Origin of the sequence: Streptosporangium sp. NPDC000563 (assembly GCF_040299985.1) — a bacterium.
Taxonomy (GTDB): Bacteria; Actinomycetota; Actinomycetes; order Streptosporangiales; family Streptosporangiaceae; genus Streptosporangium.
Genome location: NZ_JBEPDA010000011.1, coordinates 54,416 through 70,434 on the forward strand (window position 1 = coordinate 54,416; position 16,019 = coordinate 70,434).

Sequence of the window (16,019 nt, forward strand, 5' to 3'; positions counted from 1 at the left end):
TCGTGCGACACCGAAACCACGTCCCGCCCTCCTCGAGGAGGACGTGCCAGGAGGACGTCAGCCAGGACGCCGGTGGCCGCTCTCCTGCGCCGCGAGCCTGGCCAGTTCGACCCGCGAGTGAATACCCAGCTTGCGGTAGACCTGCCGCAGGTGGAAGGCGACGGTGTGCTCGCTGATGAACATCTGCTCGGCGGCGTGCCGGTTCGTCAGCCCCTGGGAGACCAGATCGCAGACGGCCTGCTCGGTGCCGGTCAGGCTGGCCCACCCCGAGGTGGGGTGGGCGGTCCTGACCCAGTGCCGGCACCGCTCGCCCAGACGCCGCAGCCTGCCCCGCACCCGCGCCGCGTCCCGGACGGCCTCCACGGCCCCATAGCAGGTCAGGGCGGTCTTCAGGCTCCCCACGGCCAGCTCCCTGTGGCCGTCGCCCACCCCCAGCAGCACCCCGAGGTCCTCCGCCGCCGACCCCCTCGCCCAGGGATCGGCGTACCCGGCCACCGCGCGGCCCAGCGCCTCGGCGTCACCCTCCCGCAGCCCTCGCGCGTGGTCGGCGGAGACCGACGGGTTGGACAGGCCGGGATTGCGGGAGGCGACGTCCTCGGCGGCGTCGACCACGGCGTCGGCCCTGCGCCGGTCGTTCACGGCCATCGCCACCCGCACCAGCCACGCCGCCGCCGCGGGCTCGCCGGTCAGCGCGCCGAGGTGCAGGGGCAGCGCGTCGTAGACCTCGCCGAGCGAGCTCATGCCACCCGCGGCGCCGTCGCGCGCCTCCCTGATCCGTGCGGCCACCAGCTCCGATCGCAGCCGTGCGGGCGGCGGCATGCCGGATGCCGTACGGACCAGGCCCCTCTCCATGTACCTGACGGCCCCGGGCAGGTCGCCCGACCGCAGTGACGCGGTGCCGAGCACCGACAGGGACGAGGAGACCAGCATCGGCGCTTCCAGGGCCTCGGCGGTGGTCAGGGCGACCTCCGCATGCTTGATCGCTGAGCCGATCCGGCCCGCGGCCAGGTCCAGGCGGGCGCGGAGAACGGGGATCTCCGCGGCCCACGAGGGCTCACCCTCGGTGTCGGCCTCCTCGGCGGCGATCTCCGTCGCCGCTGCCGCCTCGTCCAGCAGCCACAGGTCGACGAGCATCGTGGCCAGCACCGCCCGCGGCTGCCGGTGCGGGCCGCCGGCCGGTCGCTCCACGGCCTCGCGCGCCAGGCCCAGCCCGCGAGAGAGGTCGCCCTCGTTCCACGCGAGCAGGGCGAGGTCCAGGAGCCTCCCGCCGTCGCCGCCCCGGAGGGGCGCGGTGGAGCGCTCGACCTGCTCCCGCAGTGCTCGCCGCACCGGTGAGGGCACCCTGTCGACGACCGACCGCCACACCAGTTCGTGACGGAACGTCAGCTCGTCGGAGGTGGCCACGAGGACCCCGGCCGCGAGTGCCTCCTCCAGCGGAGGGAGCAACGCGGCCGGGGTCTCGCCGAGCATCCTGGCCGCGTACGCAGGTGTGACCGAGCGGCCGAGCACCGCGATGGCCTCCAGCAGATAACGGGTCCCGGTGCCGAGCTCGTTCAGGCGGCGTCGGACGGCGTCGTGCAGGCGCGCGGGCAGCGCCGCCTGGGCGGAGGTGATCCCGGCCGACCGGGCGACGCCGTCCTCGACCAGGACGGCGCCCTCCTCGCGTAGCCCGGTGAGGAGCTCGGAGAGCAGGAGCGGATTGCCGGCGGCCTGGGCGGCCAGCGCCGCCAGCTCCCGCCCGGGTGGCGCGCCCAGGATGTCGGCGGAGACCTCGGCCACCGCACCCTCGTCCAGCGGGCGCAGAACGGTCCGGGCGGCCCCCTCCTCCTCCAGCAGGTCGAAAAGCCGGCCCGCGTCGCCGCCGGCCGGGGCGTCGCGGCGGGCCAGCAGCCATGTCACCGGGCGCGAGGCGAGTCGCGAGGGCATCGTCCGCAGGGCCATGATCGTGGCGGGGTCGGCCCACTGGAGATCGTCGAGGATCACCAGCAGAGGCCCCGAGGCGAGTCTTCTCTCCAGCGAGGTACGGACCTGCTCGGCCAGCCACAGCAGCAGTTCCGGCCCGTCGGGGAAGAAACTCCTGGTCAGAGGCATCGGAGTCGTCGGCGACTCCTCAAGCGCCGACAGCAGCGGCCCCAGGGGGGTGAGCCGTCCCAGCTCGTCGGCCCGGCCGCCAGCCACCGACATCCCACGCGCGCTCGCGGCGCTCGCGGCCTCGGCGAGCAGCAGCGACTTGCCTATCCCCGGCTCGCCCTCGACGAGCATGACGTTCCCGGTCGTGGACGCGACGCCTTCGAGCAGGGCGAGGGCCGCCGCCCACTCATCCTTCCGGCCGCGCATGGTCTTGTCTCGGATCTGGCGTCATACCGGCGCTTCCTGAGCGGTGATTACGCATATGACATCCCCAAGGGACGAATCATCACGCGTCGGGCACCATCGCGCACCGGTTGTTTGGCGCAGATTTGACCTTGGGGAGCCCGCCGCCCGGTCAGCGCTCGATGAGCGTGACCTCCAGGGAGTAGTGCGAGGCCCGATAGAGGTGGGAGCCGTGCTCGACGGCCCTGCCCTGGTCGTCGTAGGTGGTGCGGATCAGCGTGAGCAGCGGCGCCCCGCGCCGCTCGCCGAGCAGCCTCGCCTCGGCCGCCGTGGCCGCCCGCGCCCCCATGCGCTGGTTCGCCACGCGCATCCGCACCCCGGAGGCGCGGAGCGTCTCGTACAGCCCGTGCTCCCGAAGGCCCTCGGCGGTCAGCGGGGCGAGCCCGCAGGGCAGCCAGTTGTGCAACAGGGCGAGTGGTTCCCCCGTGGCGTAGCGGATCCGCTCCAGGCGGAGCATCTCGGTGCCGGGCGCGACGCCGAGGGTCGCGGCGACGTCCTCGCCCACCGGAGCCGGGCCCAGGAGCAGCACCCTGGTGGCCGGCTCCTGACCGGCCCTGCGAAGGTCGTCGTAGAGGCCGGTCAGCTCGATGGAACGCCTGATCTGGCCGTGCACCACCTGGGTGCCGACACCTCGCTTGCGCACCAGCAGGCCCTTGTCGACCAGATACTGGATCGCCTGGCGGATGGTCGGCCGCGACAGGCCCAGCCGACCGGCGAGCAGGATCTCGTTGTCGAGACGCGCCCCCGGGGGCAGATCGCCGCGGCGGATGGCCTCGGAGATCTGCTCGGCCACCTGGAAGTAGAGCGGGACCGGGCTGGACCGGTCGAGATCGATGGCGAGCTGCGTCATTCGCCCTCCCCGTTGACACGCCGCGCCGTCAGGCTAGCGGACATCAGAATGTCTTGACAAAAACCGTCCGGTCCCGGCCACCGGGACAGGGACCATTGTCCGCGCCGCCGTTCGCGCCACTGGAGGAAGCATGGATCAGCGCAGGGATCAGAGCACCGCGACGGAGCTGTCCGCCGTCGCGGCCGAGGCCGCCCGCGCGGTGGGCGACCGGCTCCGCGGGGCGTTCAGGTCGCGTCCCGCGATCGAGACCAAGAGCGACTTCCACGATCCGGTGACCGAGCACGACCGTGCCGCCGAGGAGATCATCCGAGAGGTCATCGACAGGCGTGTCCCGGGGAGCACGGTCATCGGCGAGGAGGGCGGCAGCACGGGTTCGGGTGAGATCCGCTGGTACGTCGACCCGATCGACGGGACCGCGAACTTCGCCGCGGGGCTGCCGTTCTTCTGCGTGTCGATCGCCGCGGCAGTCGGGGACGAGGTGGTCGCCGGGGTGGTGTACGACCCGGTGCGAGACGAGGAGTTCCGAGCCGATCCTGGCGGTGCCTGGTGCAACGGCACGCGGCTGCGCAGCGCCGGCGCGACGCGTGACCGGGAGGGGGTTCTGCTGACCGGTTATCCCACTCCCCGCGAGGTGACCGAGGGCGGGGAGGAGACGCTGCGCCGGTTCGGCAGGATGCTGGAGGCGTTCGCCTCCACGCGCCGCCCGGGCAGCACCGCGCTCAAGCTGGCGTACGTCGCGGGCGGGTGGGCGGACGTCGCCTACGGCAGTAGGGTCAGTCCGTGGGACATGGCGGCGGGGTCGCTGCTCGTCCGGCGGGCCGGAGGCGTCTTCATCCCGTTGGACGGGTCGGTCTTCGAGGCCGGCGGCTACCTCGCCCACGTCGGAGGCTTCGACCTGGCGGGATCGGTCATGAGCGAGCTGCTCCTTCACGACCGCCAGGTCCGAGACGTCGGCGGGCCGGGGTGAGCCGGCGAAGGGCCCGCGTGGTCGACCCTCGCGCGGGGCAGGTTCCGCGTGTCGGCGATCGGATTACCTATTGATCCTGTAGGAAATACAGGTAAAATGATTGTCTCGCCGTACGAAGGAGCCGCCATGAGCCTGGAGCCGGAGGCCGAGAGCCCGCTGGCCGCCGCGGTAGGCGCCGCGCGCTGGATTCGTTCCGCGGCCGTGGACGACGAACGCGGACGGCACTGGCTGGCCAATCCCGACCCCCGAGGCCGGGCCGCCATGCCCGACCACCCCCTCTCGCTGTACTCGGGGGCGGCCGGGATCATCCTGTTCTTCCTGGAACTCGCCGCCGCCACCGGAGACGACGGCTACCTCGACGACGCCACGGCCGGAGCCCGATACCTCGCCGCCACCTGGCGGGAGCAGGCCGACCTCTCCCTCCATCACGGCCTGGCCGGAGTGATGTTCGCCCTGGCCGAGACCGGCTGGGCCACCGGCGAGGGTGGCTTCGAGGTCGAGGCCGGCGCCGTCGCCGACCGCATCGTGCGCAGCGCCCGCCCCGTCGACGGCGGCCTGGGCTGGACCGGCGACCCCGCGCAGCGAGGCGACGGCGGGATCATCCTCGGCCTGCTGCACGCCGCGGGCATCCTGGGAGTGCCCGCCTACCAGGAGATCGCGGTCGAGGCCGGCGCCCGCATCGCCACGCTCGTCGTCCCCGGTCACCGCTTCGGCGAGGGCGCCTGCGCCGACCTGCCCCTGGACGCGGTCACCCCCGGCTTCCTGTCCGGCACCGCGGGCACCGCCTTCCTGCTCGCCCGCCTGTACGGCGTGACCGGCGAGAGCGCCTTCCTGGGCGCCTCCCGCAGGGGGGCCGACTTCGTCCGCGCGGTCAGCGCCGTGAACGAGCGATGCGCGCTGGTGCCGCACCACATCCCGCAGGGCCGCGACCTGCACTACCTGGGCTTCTGCTCCGGCTCGGCCGGGGTCGCCCGGATGTTCTACGAGCTGCACCGGGTGTCGGGCGACGCCGGGGATCTCGACTGGGCCGAGCGGCTGGCGCGGGGGATCGTCCGCAGCGGCGCCCCCGCCAACCAGAGCGGCGGCTCCTGGAACTCGGCCTGCCAGTGCTGCGGCACCGCCGGTCTGGTGGAGCTGTTCGTGGGACTCTGGGCGGCGACCGGCCACAGCCGGCATCTGGAGTTCGCCCGCACGCTGGGGGAGAACCTGGTCGGCCGGGCCACCGGCCACGACGGCAGGGGCACCCGCTGGTACCAGGCCTACCGGCGGTTGCGCCCCTGGGAGGTGACCGCCGACACCGGCTACATGGTCGGGGCAGCGGGGGTCGGGGCCGCACTCCTGCACCTGGAGGCCACCGCCCGCCCGCAGGAGGCGAGGCGGCTCATCCTGCCGCCGGACAATCCGTTCCCCGCGATCCCGTTGCCGAGCGCGACGCTCCGACGCTCCTGACGGCTCCGGACGATCGTGGAAGGCGTGTCGCCGGCGGGCCGGCCGCTCTCGGGGACGAGCGTGACGAGGGGGCGCCGCGGCGAGATGGCGCGGAGGGCGCGGCGCGGATCCGCGACCTGGTGGCGAGGGGGACGCGTCCTCGGCCCGCCGCGTCCGAGCAGCTCTCCGGACCCTGTACGGTCGGGCATCGAGGCCTTCACCGGGCCCGGCGTCGCGAACACCCCTCCGGCACCGTCCCGGCACCCCGGACCGGGTCACCCCCGGTACGCCCGATCGTGCCGACCCGGTCGCGGAAGGTGGCGGCCACCGGCGCCCCTCGCGCCGGAGAAACCAAGGATGATCTGCCCTTTGGCCGTCAAGGGGTGACAAAGCTCGTGATGATGATTGGTGATTCTCCGTGAGTGTTGCGCAAGGCATGCCTAATCTCGGTGTCGTGACAATCGAGGACTTCCTTCCCGACCCCGACCGTTCCGTCGTCGCGATCGAACCGGCACAGCCGGGTGCCGGCCACTGGGCCGGCGCGCCGAGCGCCGTGGCGAGCGACGGGCTCATCTACCTCGCCTACCGGCTGCGCCGCCCTGTCGGCGAGGGCCGTGGTTACGCCGTCGCCGTCGCCCGTTCCGTCGACGGTGAGCGGTTCGAGACCCTGCTCACGATCGGCAGGGAGGAGATGGACACGGAGTCGCTGGAGCGGCCCACCCTGGTACGCGCGCCGGAGGGACGCTGGAGGCTCTACCTCAGCTGCGCCACCTACGACACCAAGCACTGGCGGGTCGAGGTGCTGGAGGCCGACGACCCGTCCGGCTTCCGGGCCTCGCAGCGGCAGGTCGTGCTGCCGGGCGACCCGAAAACCGGCGTCAAGGACCCGGTGATCGTGCTGCGGGACGGCCTCTGGCACCTGTGGGCCTCCTGTCACCCGCTGGAGGAGGACCACGAGGCCGACCAGATGGTGACCGACTACGCCACCAGTGCCGACGGCATCGAGTGGACCTGGCAGGGCACCGCGCTCAGCGGCCGTCCCGGCACCTGGGACGCCAGGGGTGCGCGAGTGGCCGCGGTCCGCTTCCTCGGCGACAGGGTGGTTGCCTTCTACGACGGCAGGGCCACCGCGGCGGAGAACTACGAGGAGAAGACCGGTGTCGCGGTCGGCACGGATCCGGCGGAGCTGACCCCGCTCGGCACCGAGCCCGTCGGGGTCTCGCCGTACGCGGGCGGTGGCCTTCGCTACCTGGACATCGTGGATCTGCCGGGCGGCGGGCGGCGGCTCTACTACGAGTACACCCGTGCGGACGGGGCGCACGAGCTCCGCACCGAACTGCGCTGATCACGGCACGGGGTCCCGGGCGTGCCACGGTGCCCGGGACCGTCCGGCGGAGATCGTCGAGCCGCGTCCCGGAGCGTCTCGCTACGCCTGGGGGCGGCCGTTGCGCGCCTGGCGCTGGCCGTTGGGGCGGGTGCCCACCAGGCCGCCCGAGCGCTCGCGGGGACGGAGCCAGTCGCTGAAGTCCTCGCCGGTCACCGTCTGCAGCAGCGCCACGTCCTCGGTGAAATAGGAGATCAGCTTCTCCCGCTGGTCCCAGGTGAGCGGCTGGCGGGAGCGGGCCCGCTCCTGCAGCCTGCGCTCCAGCGGGTCGGTCAGCGCCACGCTCACCCGCGACGGCAGGAAACGTCCCACGGACGATCCCACCCGCAGCGCCCGCGACAGCATCCGGTGCCCGCGGGTCGGCTCCGGGTGGGCGGTCACGTTCTCCCTGGGGACCTCGGTGATCAGGCCGGTCTCCACCCCGAGAAAGCGGAAGATCCGGTCGAGGGTCTCGGCGGGGCGGTCGACCAGGTCGCGGTAGCGGTAGACGAGCACCTGCTCGCGCGGGAACAGGGTGAACAGGTGCTCGAGCTGCTCCCCGTACTTGCCGAGCCCGCGATAGTGCCAGAACGGCGCCCAGCCGGCCCTGACCCGCCGCTCCTCCTCGGCGCAGGCGAGGACCACGTCGCCGATCGGCTCCAGCCCGGCCGACCACAGGTGGGTCCAGTTGGAGTGGGCGCGCTCCACCGGGTCGCGCAGCACCACGATGAGCCTGGCGCCGGGGATGGTCTCCCTGATGCGCCGCTGCGCCGCCAGGTCGTAGAGATAGAACGGGGTCGACTCGCCGGTGAGCGTGCCCGGCGGTGCCGCCGTGAACAGGGCCTCGTACTCCTCGCGCCGCCAGACGTGCTCGCGGTAGGTCTGGGCGTCGCCAGGTCCCCCCCTGGTCGGCGGCGGGCCGTCGCTGAGGAAGAACTTCGGTTCCTTCACCGGGGACATGAACAGTCCCGGGTGCCGGGCCAGTGCGGCGTGCAGGGCGGTGGTCCCGGCTTTCGGGGCACCGATCGTGAGGAAATTCGGCAGGGGCATCGTTATTACCCTTAATCCCTACTATGATTATTGGTAAATATAGCCCTTTCTCGGGCGAAGGCAAGCACCCGCTCGTGCGATCGCCCTGCCCCAGGGGGAGTTCCCGATGGCGGAGATTTCAGTCATCGCATCTATCTCCAGGTCATGGATGTGAAGAGGTCTGTCCCGTCCGATGAACGCCGAGTTCTTTTCCGCTATTTCGCCACTGTGAAGGAGTTTTGCCGCGCTGCGCCGGGGTGACCGGCGCGGGTGCGTCGCCGGACGGTGCCGTCACGTCACGGTGGTGATCGGCGTAAGCCGGCGGCGCGAACACCGCGGTCAAAAAGCCGAGCCGGAGCCGGACAGGGCCGTCGCCGCGCCCCGGCTCGCCCCTCAGAAATCGAACGACTCCACATGGATGCGCCGGCCGGGCACGCCCGCGCGGCGCAGGGCGTGGCGCGCCGCGACCGTCATGCCGGAGGGGCCGCACAGATAGACGTCGTGGACGGCCAGACCGGGTATCAGAGCCCGCAGGGCGCGCCCGGTCAGCGGCACGCTCCGCCCGCCCGACGATCCGGTGAGCTCGTCCACGGTGTAGTGGATCGTCGCGCCGCGCACGGCGGCGATGGCGTCCAGCTCGTCGCGGAGGATCAGCTCCTCGTCGCGGCGCGCCATGTAGACGAGGGTCACCTCGCCGGGCAGCGTCTCGAAGAGCGCGCGCAGCGGGCTGATCCCCACGCCGCCGCCGACCAGCAGAACCTGCGGCCTGCGGCGCCGCGCGGCGGTGAGGGCCCCGTAGGGGCCCTCGGCCCACACGCGGGTACCGGGCCGCAACCCGGCCAGCGCGCCGCTGTGGTCGCCGACACCCTTGACGGTGATCCGCAGGAAGCGGGAGTTGGCGGGTGCCGACAGCGAGTAGGGGTTGGCCGTCCACCACATGCCAGGGGCGAGGAACCGCCAGCGGAAGAACTGGCCGGGTTCGGCGCCCAGCTCGTCCAGGTGCTCCCCGGTCAGGTAGACCGACACCACGGTGGACGACTCCCTGCGGACTTCGGCGACCCGCAGCCGGTGGCGCAGGGCACGGTGGACGGGGGTGAGGAAGCGGTACCAGACCAGCAGGGCGACGACGGAGGCGTACAGCGCGTACCAGAACACCCTCATGACGACGCCGCCGGCGAGGTCCGGCCCGGTGAGCTGGTGGCCGAACCCGAGGAAGACGGCCCCGTAGGTGATGAAATGCAGGTAGTGCCAGATCTCGTACCGCATCCTGCGTCGCACCTCGCGCACCGAGACGACCGCGACGCCGGTCAGCAGCAGGAGGGCGACCGTCGCCTCCAGCATGGCCGGGCCGTCCAGGATCAGCCCCGCGGTCCCCTCGAACACGCCCGTGCCGGACCGTGCCACATGGGCCGCGACGGCGAACAGCATGTGGGCCGCCGACAGGGCGATGGTGTGGCGGCCGCCCGTCGCGTGCCAGCGGGCCAGCCGGTCGGTCCCGACCCCGCGATCCAGCGCGGGAACGCGGGCCATCAGCCCCAGCAGGACGGCGCAGGCGTAGCCCGCGAGCATGCCGGTGAGCCTGCCCGCCCAGGCCAGTGCCCCGGCGACCCCGGAGACCGAGGTCAGGTCCGACCAGCACGTCGCGGTCGCCGCGACGGCTCCGGCGCAGACGAGGGCGAGGACCGGAAAGGGCCGCGCCCGGCGCGCGGGCGGCCGGACGGCGGCGCGTCGCCGTGCGCGCGTGCCGGGGGCGGGGGCGGGGGCGGGGCCTTTCACGGCTTCAGCCGGGTGAGCCGGTCGCCGTGGTCCTTCTCCAGGGTGGCGGCGAACGCCCTGGTCTCCGGGTCGGAGCCCGACTTCTGCTCGCCCTTCGCGACCAGGACCGACTGCGTGAGATATTCGCGCGCGTCCCTGGTGAAGAGCCGGTCGAACGCGGCGCCGTCGGCCCGTCTCAGGGCCGCGAAGTCGTCGGGGATCACCATGCCCGGGATGTCGTGCCCCTCGTGCTCGTCGCTCTCCGGCACCCCGGACCTCCGTAGCAGGTCGCGCAACCTTCCGAGCGTCGTACGGTGATCGGCGACGTTCTCCTCGGCGAATCGGGTGATCTTCGAATTCGAGGTCTTGCCGGGGGCCAGCTCCAGCAGGCGTACCGCCTGCTCGGTCATCGGGATCATCAACTGCAACCACGCGATGTCGGTGCCGTTGAAGGAGCCCGACGCGCTTCCGGTCGGTGTGGGAGGCGCGTCGGGTCCGCTTCGTGACGACGGGTGATTCGCGGCCGAATGGGTCGGCGGCTCGGCGGCGACACATCGTGATACCAGCAGCACGGTGAGCACGGCGAGTACCGTCGCGCCGATCGTGGACGCCTTCATGTCGCTCCTTCGCTCACGCCGATCCCGTGGTGAGGCGAGGCCCGGTGTGTGGGGCCTCGCCCTGTTCAGGCCGGACGGTGTGTCTCACGCCTGAAAGCGATCACCTGTCGTCTCAGGGGGTGCCGTCGGCGCCGCACTTGACGATCGGGCGGATGCAGTCACGCACGCGGCGCTCCATCTCGGCCTCGGGCCAGGCGTTGAAGAAGTCGGCGTGCATGGTGTAACCGGGGCCCGAGGAGAGCCGGAACTTGGCCGGGTCGCCGCTGACCGGGTAGCGCAGCACCTGGCGCAGCTTGGGCACGATCACCGGGTGCGAGGCCGGGCAGGCGCCGTTCACCGGATAGGACATGTGGCTCTTGTGGTCGGGCGAGTCCAGGTCCTTGCCGTTCCAGCAGTGCGGGAAGTCCAGGTAGGACTCCAGCATCTTGCCTGCCGGGCAGTTGACGAAGTTCTTGGCGGAGCCCACCTCGCCGGCGTGCAGGCACGACCAGCGCGAGCTGCTCGTGGGGTCGTTGACACCGGTCGCCTTGGCGTTGCCGGCCACGATGCGCAGGCCCAGCGGGAGCGGCCGGGTCTGGGCCATCAGCTCGTCCTTGATGCCCTCACCCAGGTAGTAGAACGTGGTGCCGGTCGGCTCGACGGGCTTGTCGTCGCTGTAGAGGGTCGGCACCCAGTACGAGGACAGGTCGGCCTTGGGGCTGCAGGTGGTGCCACCCTTCAGCAGGCTCTTGATGTCGGAGTCGGCGTTCGTGGAGGTGTTGCCGAAGAAGCTGTGCATGTGCGACCCGCCGGCGAGGCCCGGCATCACGATCGGGTCGTCGGGCAGCCGGTGGGTGTAGGGGCACTCGGCGAGGAACTCCGCCACCCGCACCGCGCCGGGCGGGACCGGGCCCTTGGGCAGGTTGGTGCCGGAAGCCGGCGGGGTCGCGGTGGTGGTGGGGGCCGGCCTGGTCGCGGTAGTGGTCGGGGTGGCACTCGGCCTGGGGGTGGCGGTGCCCGAGCCGGTGCCGTAGACCTCGAACTCCCACAGCGAGACCCCGTACTGGGAGGAGCGCCTGGTGGTGTTGAGCCGGACGTAGCGGCCGGTGGCCGAGACGTTCAGGGTCTGCACGCCGCCCTTGCCCGCGGTCGTGGTGTGGATCGTCCTCCACTGGCCTCCACCGGAGGAGGTCTGGATCGTGAAGGCCGTGGCGTAGGCGTTCTCCCACTTCAGCACGATCTTCTTGATCGCCTTGGACGCGCCCAGGTCGACCTGGAGCCACTGGGGGTCACTGAAGGCGCTCGACCAGCGGGTGTTCTCCTTGCCGTCGATCGCGGCCGCGGCGGACAGGTCGCCCCTCTCGGACGAGGAGGCGGTGGCCCTGCCGCTCTGCGACAGCGGGGCCTCGGCCGCGCCGGCCGGGGTGACGCCGTTCACCAGGGAGACGCCCAGGACGGTCGCGAGGGTGCCGGCGAGCGCGAGGCGATGGACTCGCCCGCCCGATCTGCGGCCGGGGGCCGTGGTGTTCGGAACGGTCTCACTCATGTGGATGAGGTCCTTAGGGGGATCGAGTTGTGGTGGACGTGATGCTCGACGGCGTCTCGGACGGACCGGCTCGTGGCCCGGTGTGTCGGCGGACAGCGGTGTCACCGTGCGCCTTCGCGGTGTCACCGTCACGAGCCTCCTTCGCCGTCACGCCCGGCGCCGGGCGTGTTCTGTTCCTGGACTGGAGACCGGCGGGGGGACGTGCGACAACAAAAAACCCAAGGAAATCTCAGAAAATCTCAGAAAAAGGACGGAGAAGATTTTTGTTGTCTCCCTGACCTGCTGCCGGTCTCCGTAGAGGGGGCTCGTTGGTCTTCCGCTATGAGGGGTTATGGAGAGAATCGTCCCTGCGCGCCGCCCGGAGCGGCTCGGGGGCGATGACCGTGGACGGCGACAGGAAGCGGAGTGCGATGCGCGGAACCGGCAGGGGCGGACCCGACACGGCGATGGTGGCCGCCGCACGCGACGGGGACCAGCAGGCGTTGGACGCGCTGGTGGCCGACTCCCTCCCGCTCGTCTACAACATCGTCGGGCGAGCGCTGAACGGCCACACCGACGTCGACGACGTGGTCCAGGAGACGTTCCTGCGGGTCGTCCGCGCGCTGCCCGACCTGCGCGACCCGCAGGCATACCGGTCCTGGCTGGTGGCCATCACCGTCCGTCAGGTGCGCGACCACGAGCAGGATCGCAGGACCACCCAGCACCGCAGGGCGGACCTCGACACCGCGGAGGAGGTGCCCGACCCCGCCTCGGACTTCGCCGCCGTGACCATCCTGAGGCTCGGGCTCACCGACCAGCGCCGCGAGGTCGCCGAGGCCACCCGCTGGCTGGACGGCGACGACCAGGCGCTCCTCGCCCTGTGGTGGCTCGAGGAGACCGGCGAGCTCGACCGCGCCGATCTCGCCGGAGCCCTCGGCCTGTCGGGGCGCCACACCGCCGTACGCGTCCAGCGGATGAAGGAACAGGTCCAGACGGCGCGCACCATCGTGCGGGCGCTGCGCGCCGGCTCGGGATGCCCCGGGCTCGGCGCCCTCACCGCGAACTGGGACGGCCTCCCCAGCCCGCTGTGGCGCAAGCGCTTCGCCCGGCACATCCGTGACTGCGCCGTCTGCCAGGGGCACACCGCGGGCCTGCTGCCCATCGACCGGCTGCTCAGTGGGCTGCCGCTGCTGCCCGTCCCCGTCGGCTTCGCCCTGCACCATCTCCAGGCCGCTCCCCCCGCCGTCGAGGCGGTGGCGCACGCCGCCTCCCATGGCGCGCACGCCCTCAAGGCGACCGAGACGGCGCGGACGGGCCTGTCGGCCTCCCTGCCCTCCGCCCCTGCCGCGATCGGCGGCGCGGTGGCCGTCGTCGTCGCGGGCGTCCTGGTGTTCGGGCAGTTCACGGCTCCCGCCCCCGAGCCCGCTCCTTCGCTCGCCGTACCCGCGCCGACGGTCTCGCCGTCGCCGCCCCCGGCGCGGACGCCGTCGGCGCGCGCCACCCCCGAAGCCTCCCCGTCCCCCGCGCCCGGCCGCAGGCGAGCCTCCCGCACGCCCACTCCCACGCCGACCCCGCCGCCCGCGGTCGTGACCTCCCCCAGGAAGGGGGTGGGCGTGTGGAAGATGCCCGGCCTCAGCTCGGCCCTCGCGAAGTCCGGCGCGAGCTGGTACTACACCTGGTCCACGCGCCGCGAGGGCGTCACCGGTCCCAGGGCGGACGGGTTCGTCCCGATGATCTGGGGGTCGGGCAGCGTCACGCCGGAGAACCTCGCCCAGGCGAGGCGCGCCGGGCCCTACCTGCTCGCCTTCAACGAGCCCGACCTGCCCGAGCAGGCCAACATGACCGTGGAGGAGGCGTTGTCGCTCTGGCCGGACCTCATGTCCGCGGGCCGCGTGCTCGGCAGCCCCTCCGTCGCGTTCGGCGCCGACACCCCGGGCGGCTGGCTGGACCGCTTCATGTCCGGAGCCAAGGAGCGGGACTACCGCGTCGACTTCATCGCGCTGCACTGGTACGGGGCGGACTTCCGTCCCCAGCCCGCGGTGAACCAGCTCAAGTCGTACATCCAGGCCGTGTACCAGCGCTACCGCAAGCCGATCTGGCTCACCGAGTACGCCCTGATCGACTTCTCGAACGGCACCCGCTACGCCAGTGACGCCCAGCAGGCCGCGTTCGTCACGGCCTCCACCAGGATGCTGGCCTCCCTGCCGTACGTGCGACGTTACGCCTGGTTCGGCCTGCCCTCCTCGGAGACCGAGCCGGGCAGCGGGTTGTTCCGCGGCGACGGGACCGCCACCCGCGCCGGCCGCGCCTTCCAGGCGGCACGCTGAGCGTCGTGTCCCTGGGCGGCACTCGGACGGATAGCCTTGCCGGGTGCCCGACCCGTACCTGACTCCGCGGGAGACCGTGGAACACGAGATCGAGATCAAGCGCTCCCGGTTCCTGTGCGCGGTCGGCCCGGTCTCCTCCGAGGAGGCGGCGAGGGAGTTCGTCGCCGCCCGCAGGCGGCTGCACGGCGACGCCACGCACAACTGCTCGGCGTACGTGATCGGCGGCGACCGCCGGGTCCAGCGGGCCGACGACGACGGCGAGCCCGGCGGCACCGCGGGGACCCCGATGCTGGAGACCCTGCTGCGCCGGGGCGTCGCCGACGTGGTGGCGGTGGTCACCCGATACTTCGGCGGGGTGAAACTCGGCGCCGGAGGGCTGGTCCGCGCGTACGGCTCTTCGGTCGGCAAGACGCTGGACCTCACGCCGCTGGTCGGCATGGTGCCCGCCAGGGTCATGACCGTGACCGTGGACCACGTCAGGGCCGGGCGGCTGGAGAACGACCTGCACGCCTCGCCGTACGAGGTGAGAGAGGTCCGCTACGGCGCGGACGTCGGCTTCCGCGTCGCGGTGCGCGAGCGGGATCTGCCCGCCTTTCCCGGCTGGGTCGCGACGCTGACCGCGGGGCGCGCCGGGATCGAGCCGGGCGAGGCGGTCCACCTCAAGGACGCCTGACCCGCGCCCGTCCTGTGCCTGTCGCAGGCCGGACCCGGCTGAAAGGCGGCGCCCCTTCCCCGGGAAAGCCCTCGGCACGCACCGTTCCCGTCGGCAATAATTGTGGGATGGATCACACTCGGACGGGGTGACGGTGCCGGCCGACGGCCATGACCGCCCGTCCTCGGAGGCGGTACGGGATCCTTCCGGGCCACCGTCGCCCCCGCCCTGACCGTCCGATTCCCCTCTGACGTGGGAAAACCGCGAACGACATCCGGTCGTCACGCCCGCGCGGAGCTCGGCTGCGGTTTTCCACAGCCGAGCTCCGCGGCGCACGCCAGGTGAGGAAGGCGGCGTTCCTCATCCAGACCGTACGCAGCTCTCCGTAGCCTTGTCCCTATGAGTTCACCGAATCTCGACGGAGTCGCCGGATGGGCGATCAACCTTATGGAAACCCTGGGTGCGCCCGGGGCGGGGCTGGCGATCGCACTTGAGAACCTGTTCCCGCCTCTGCCCAGCGAGGTGATCCTGCCGTTGGCGGGATTCACCGCGAGCAAGGGGAACATGGGGCTGTTCGACGCCGTGCTCTGGACGACCCTGGGATCGGTGGTCGGCGCGCTCGCGCTGTACGGGGTCGGAGCCCTGCTGGGCAGGGAGCGCGTGGTGTTCATCGCCTCCAAGCTGCCGCTGGTCAGTGTCTCCGACATCGAGAAGACCGAGGCGTGGTTCGCCAGGCACGGCAGGAAGACCGTCTTCTTCGGACGGATGATTCCCATCTTCCGCAGCCTGATCTCGATCCCCGCGGGGATCGAGCGCATGCCGATCATGATCTTCACGCTCCTCACCACCCTGGGCAGCCTCATCTGGAACACGGCCTTCGTGATGGCGGGGTTCCTGCTCGGTGAGCAGTGGGAGCTGGTCGAGGAGTACATGGGGGTGGTGTCGAAGTCGGTGCTGGGCATCGTGATCCTCGCCATGATCGTCTTCATCGTGGTCAAGCTGTCCGACAGGCGCAAGGGCAGGCACCACGCTTAGCCGCGACCACTCCGATCAGGGCCCGCCCGGCGCGGGCGGGGAGCGGCCCGGGGGTGGGACCCCCGGCGCGCCCCCCCCCACCCCCCGGGGGCGGTGACGGTGGGGGGCCGAGTTAAACA

The 16,019-nt window shown here is 72.1% G+C and carries 12 protein-coding genes; 6 read left to right on the forward strand and 6 right to left on the reverse strand.

The window, feature by feature from the left end; genetic code table 11:
* Positions 1–57: 57 nt before the first annotated feature.
* Together ABT352_RS24140 and ABT352_RS24145 are read right to left on the reverse strand one after the other, a co-directional pair.
* Entirely contained in the window at positions 58–2,337 is a 2,280-nt protein-coding gene (locus ABT352_RS24140; protein WP_350947169.1) for a helix-turn-helix transcriptional regulator, read from the reverse strand.
* A gap of 148 nt (positions 2,338–2,485) precedes the next feature.
* A complete protein-coding gene (locus ABT352_RS24145; RefSeq protein WP_350947170.1) occupies positions 2,486–3,223 on the reverse strand; it encodes a GntR family transcriptional regulator in 738 nt (245 codons plus the stop codon).
* A gap of 130 nt (positions 3,224–3,353) precedes the next feature.
* Here ABT352_RS24145 and ABT352_RS24150 point away from each other — a divergent pair, with 130 nt between their 5' ends.
* From ABT352_RS24150 to ABT352_RS24160, 3 genes are all read left to right on the forward strand, one after another.
* Positions 3,354–4,190, forward strand: a complete 837-nt coding sequence (locus tag ABT352_RS24150; protein ID WP_350947171.1) for an inositol monophosphatase family protein — start codon at positions 3,354–3,356, stop codon at positions 4,188–4,190.
* 126 nt (positions 4,191–4,316) lie between these two features.
* Positions 4,317–5,639 (forward strand): lanthionine synthetase LanC family protein, encoded by a 1,323-nt coding sequence (locus ABT352_RS24155; RefSeq protein ID WP_350947172.1) that lies wholly within the window; start codon positions 4,317–4,319, stop codon positions 5,637–5,639.
* A gap of 433 nt (positions 5,640–6,072) precedes the next feature.
* The gene (locus ABT352_RS24160; protein ID WP_350947173.1) at positions 6,073–6,963 is read left to right on the forward strand and encodes a glycoside hydrolase family protein; all 891 of its coding nucleotides are present in this window, start codon (positions 6,073–6,075) and stop codon (positions 6,961–6,963) included.
* Between the two features lie 81 nt (positions 6,964–7,044).
* Here the strand turns inward: ABT352_RS24160 and ABT352_RS24165 are convergent, their stop codons facing one another.
* The 4 genes from ABT352_RS24165 to ABT352_RS24180 form a co-directional block, all read right to left on the reverse strand.
* Positions 7,045–8,031, reverse strand: a complete 987-nt coding sequence (locus tag ABT352_RS24165; protein WP_350947174.1) for a sulfotransferase family protein — start codon at positions 8,029–8,031, stop codon at positions 7,045–7,047.
* 372 nt (positions 8,032–8,403) lie between these two features.
* Positions 8,404–9,786: a ferredoxin reductase family protein gene (locus ABT352_RS24170; protein WP_350947175.1), complete on the reverse strand. Its 1,383-nt coding sequence runs from the start codon at positions 9,784–9,786 to the stop codon at positions 8,404–8,406.
* On the reverse strand, positions 9,783–10,382 hold the full coding sequence (locus ABT352_RS24175) for a DUF305 domain-containing protein (protein ID WP_350947176.1): 600 nt from the start codon (positions 10,380–10,382) through the stop codon (positions 9,783–9,785). Before ABT352_RS24175 ends, ABT352_RS24170 begins: the two co-directional genes overlap by 4 nt.
* Positions 10,383–10,494: 112 nt before the next feature.
* Entirely contained in the window at positions 10,495–11,907 is a 1,413-nt protein-coding gene (locus tag ABT352_RS24180; RefSeq protein ID WP_350947177.1) for a DUF1996 domain-containing protein, read from the reverse strand.
* A 410-nt stretch (positions 11,908–12,317) separates the two neighbouring features.
* Between ABT352_RS24180 and ABT352_RS24185 the strand changes: the two genes are divergently transcribed.
* The 3 genes from ABT352_RS24185 to ABT352_RS24195 all read left to right on the forward strand — a co-directional run bounded on the left by ABT352_RS24185 (position 12,318) and on the right by ABT352_RS24195 (position 15,900).
* On the forward strand, positions 12,318–14,213 hold the full coding sequence (locus ABT352_RS24185) for a sigma-70 family RNA polymerase sigma factor (protein WP_350947178.1): 1,896 nt from the start codon (positions 12,318–12,320) through the stop codon (positions 14,211–14,213).
* 43 nt (positions 14,214–14,256) lie between these two features.
* Positions 14,257–14,886: a YigZ family protein gene (locus tag ABT352_RS24190; protein ID WP_350947179.1), complete on the forward strand. Its 630-nt coding sequence runs from the start codon at positions 14,257–14,259 to the stop codon at positions 14,884–14,886.
* 378 nt (positions 14,887–15,264) lie between these two features.
* The gene (locus ABT352_RS24195) at positions 15,265–15,900 is read left to right on the forward strand and encodes a DedA family protein (RefSeq protein ID WP_350947180.1); all 636 of its coding nucleotides are present in this window, start codon (positions 15,265–15,267) and stop codon (positions 15,898–15,900) included.
* The last annotated feature ends 119 nt before the right edge of the window (positions 15,901–16,019 follow it).